3 protein-coding genes are annotated in these 3,675 nt (G+C 63.5%); 2 read left to right on the forward strand and 1 reads right to left on the reverse strand.

The annotated features are described in order from the left end of the window. The coding region (locus RIF85_RS15120; protein WP_309072727.1) for an SRPBCC family protein at nt 1-689 on the reverse strand (689 nt) is incomplete at its 3' end. A gap of 248 nt (nt 690-937) precedes the next feature. On the opposite strand from RIF85_RS15120, the gene RIF85_RS15125 reads away from it, so the two are divergent. Beyond that, nucleotides 938-1,390, forward strand: a complete 453-nt coding sequence (locus RIF85_RS15125; protein WP_309072728.1) for a hypothetical protein — start codon at nt 938-940, stop codon at nt 1,388-1,390. Between the two features lie 78 nt (nt 1,391-1,468). After that, the coding region (locus tag RIF85_RS15130) for a cutinase family protein (RefSeq protein ID WP_309072729.1) at nt 1,469-3,675 on the forward strand (2,207 nt) is incomplete at its 3' end.

The raw sequence follows: 3,675 nt of genomic DNA on the forward strand, positions 1-3,675 counted from the left end.
GTGACGTCCGGCGGGGTGGTGTCCTCGACAGGGACAACCGGCGTGACCGGGATGTCCGTGGTGGTCGATTCGGTGTCAACGGTGTCCTTCTTGCCACCGCTGGCAGCTGCCACGCCTGCTGCTGCGGCCGCTGCGACGCCTACCGCTGCGGCAGCTGCCTTACCGGAGATGCCGGCCTTGCCGCTGTCGCCGCGTGATGCTGCGGCGTCATCAACAGTGGGCGAACCGACGGTGCCGCCGGCAACGGCTCCGCGCCAGGCGCCGGTTGCGTAGCCCTCGTCCTCGATGAACTCCTTGAAGCGCTTGAGGTCGCCCTCGGCTTCCTTCTCGACGACGTTCAGCTTGTCGCCGATCTTTTCGATCATGCCCTCGGGCTCGTACTCAAGCTCAAGCTTGATGGAGGTCTGGCCGCCGCCGACGTCTTCGAATGAGACGGCTCCGGCGTTGGTTGCACCCTCGGTGGCTGCCCATGCGACGCGGCGGTCGGGCTCTTGTGCGAGGATCCGTGCCTCCCACTCGCGCTTCACTCCGCCGATCTCAGCGACCCACTTGAGCCGGTCGTCGGTGAGCTGCTCCACCTTCTTGACCCCGCTCATGAAGTGGGGAAACTCTTCGAACTGTGTCCATTGGTTGTAGGCCACGCTCACTGGAACGTTGACCATGATCTGCTTCTCGATCCTCGTGCTCACAGCGTCTCCTTCGGATAGGAACGTCCGATGAACTGGTAATTCATCAGTATGCTTACCATACCCATCGACCGTACATCTGACTATGGCCGGGGCACAAGAACCGCGACGGCGTTCGCCGCGTGGCCCGGTCCTCGCCGGCCGCTGCGCACAGTGCTTCAAAACTGCGTAGATCCTGCGCTTCTTCCCCTGATTGACGGCGAGAATCCGGCTTATGCTGAGTCCGGCTTGAACGTTTCTTGGGGGAGTGCGTGAGGAAAATCCTTGGTTGGGCTGCCATCGCAGCCATCATCTTGTGGGCTGCTGCCTTCTTCATCCTGAAGTCCACCCATGACCGGGTGACCGAAGAAATGCTGGCCGTCGCGGCCCAGATGCGGGTCCCTTCCGGCTGGACCCTCGAAGACGAGAACGTTGAGCGGGAAAAGCTGATCTGCCTCAACGCCAATCCGTGCCCAAGCTTGAGCCGCACCTGGCAGACAGACACCGAGCTGGATCCGGAAAGCTTGCGGAACCTGGCCGCATCAGCCGGATGGGCTGTGCAGTTGGAGGGTGATTGCAGCCGGCCGTCCGGCGCTATCGGACGCCGGAGCGTGTGTTCTGGCCACACGATCGACGGCGGGTACGAGGTGACCCTGCGCGTTGATAGCCCAGATGAGGGTGCTCCCAGTCAGTTCTGGTTGCATCTGGAAGCTTCCGGCGAATAGCGCCGAAGGCCCTGCGCATTCTCGCGCGGAGGCAGCAAAAGCCGCGTCTGCGGCAATTGTCGAAATTGGGGGACCGAAATGCTCTTGAAACGTCCAAGCCGTGCCGCTGCAGTGCTGCTGAGTACTGCTGCAGCGGCCACATTACTGGTAGGAGTGCCGTCAGCCTCGGCCAGCGGAGAGCTCTCGGCTCCCTGCGCTGATGTGGAGTCGGTGTTTGCGAGAGGTTCGGGTCAATCGACCGGCGAGCCTGAGGTGGTGCGCTTCGTCTCGGAGATCGATCGGCGCATCAGCCCGGCGCTGACCCATCACCCGTACGAACTCGGCACGGAAACCATCGACGGGAACCAGTATCCGGCCGTGCCGGTGGGCGCCGGGTCCTGGGACAGTTTCTGGAACACAGTAGGAGCGGGGTCGAGCGGTGGCGGCAGTTTCGCCTATGGCGACAGCGTGAACGAGGGCATCGCAGAGCTCGACGCGTATCTGACCGAACGGGCTGCGACCTGCGCAGACTCGGTCTTCGTTCTGGGTGGCTACTCGCAGGGCGCGCAGACAGTTGGCGAAACCTACGTCGAGACGCTCCCGGACGACTTGCGGCAGCGGGTGATCTTCCAGGGACTGTTCGGCGATCCGAAGCTGCATTTGCCGGAAGGTGAGGGTTTCAACCCCCCGGCATGCCGTGGAGAGGAATATTCGGAGTGGCGGCGGGACGTTCCTGACTGCGATACCGACGGTGGCAGCCTGGGTGCCCGCGATGCCTACCTGCCCGAGGGGTGGACATCGACCACCGGCCTCTGGTGCGCCGATGATGATTTTGTCTGCGGGTCGGCGAAGAACCCGCTGACCACCTCCGGGCATGAAGACTACGAGGCTGCCGGCGGCGACATCGATGCCGCGGCGCGGGAGATCGCCGAACGCCTTGCTGCCCAGTTCCCTGACAAGGCCGACGAGATTGACAAGAACATCAACGAAGCGGGAACCGGAACCACGGGCCTCGACGTGGTCTTCCTCATCGACTCGACCGGTTCCATGGGCTGGCAGATCGAGGACGCCAAGCGCTTCGCTGCCAACATGGCCACCACCATCCAGGAGCACCGCGGACGTGTGGCCCTGGTGGAGTACAAGGACGCCGGAGACGCTGTCACGGCGCGGATCCTTTCGGGTTTCAACGAAGACACCACCGAGTTCAACCAGCAGCTTGCCACCATCTACCCGTATGGCGGAGGGGACTTCCCCGAGGCTGTTCTGCACGCGCTGATGACGGCCTTCAACGGCCTGGAATGGCGCAACGGTGCCACCAAGGCCGCCATCGTGCTTACTGATGCCACCTATCATGATCCCGACCGAGTGGACGGAAGCACCCTCGAAGCAGTCGCGAAGCGTGCGCTGGAGATCGATCCCGTGAATGTCTACCCCGTTGTTCCCGCACACTACGGCAGCTTCTACACCCAGCTGGCAGAGGCCACCACCGGTGAGGTCATCGTCAACAGCGGCGACACGGAAGCGGCGCTCACCCGGGCGCTCACCAAGATCAATACGCGGCCCGTCGCCCTGATCAAGCACCCGCACTACTACGCGCAGCCGGGCCAAAGTATCAGGTTCGATGTATCCGATTCGTACTCGCCGGCGTCGGAAATTGTCTCCTACGAATGGGACTACAACGGTGACGGGGTCTTCGAGGAATCGTCCACGACTCCCGTTGCGGTACGGACCTATTCTGAGGTGTTCGACGGCGTCATGCAGGTGCGGATGACGGATGCTACTGGCACGGCCTCCAACATCTCCGCCTTTGTCGAGGTGGGCGGCGCAGGTCCGGACGCGGGCCGCCTCCCCGCTCCCGAGTCCCTGCAGGCCGCAGTCACAGCAACCCAGGACGGAATCAGCACCGTCGATGTCACCTGGGATTACTCCGCTGCAGCGGCCTACCGGTTCGGGATCACCGTCAACGGCATTCCGGTCGGTATGACGGACGGAACCGCTCGCTCCTTCACCGTCACTGACATCGAGCTGGCGGAGGACGTGGAAGTCGGAGTCGTTGCGTTCACGGAGGCAGGCGACATGGGCTTCAGCGCTTCCGCGACAGTGCCCGGGTTCCGCTATGACTTCGCCGGCTTCCAACCCCCCGTGAGCCCTGCCGGAGAGGTGAGCACCGTGACTGCCGGTCGCGCAGTGCCGCTGAAGTTCAGCCTCGGCGGCGACCAGGGCCTCGAGGTTCTCTCCGGTGGCGCACCCGTTTCTGCTTCATCCGAATGCAATACCGTGCCCACCGGCGAAGGTTCACCGGCTGC

This window comes from Arthrobacter sp. (genome assembly GCF_031179385.1).
Taxonomy (GTDB): domain Bacteria; phylum Actinomycetota; class Actinomycetes; order Actinomycetales; family Micrococcaceae; genus Arthrobacter_D.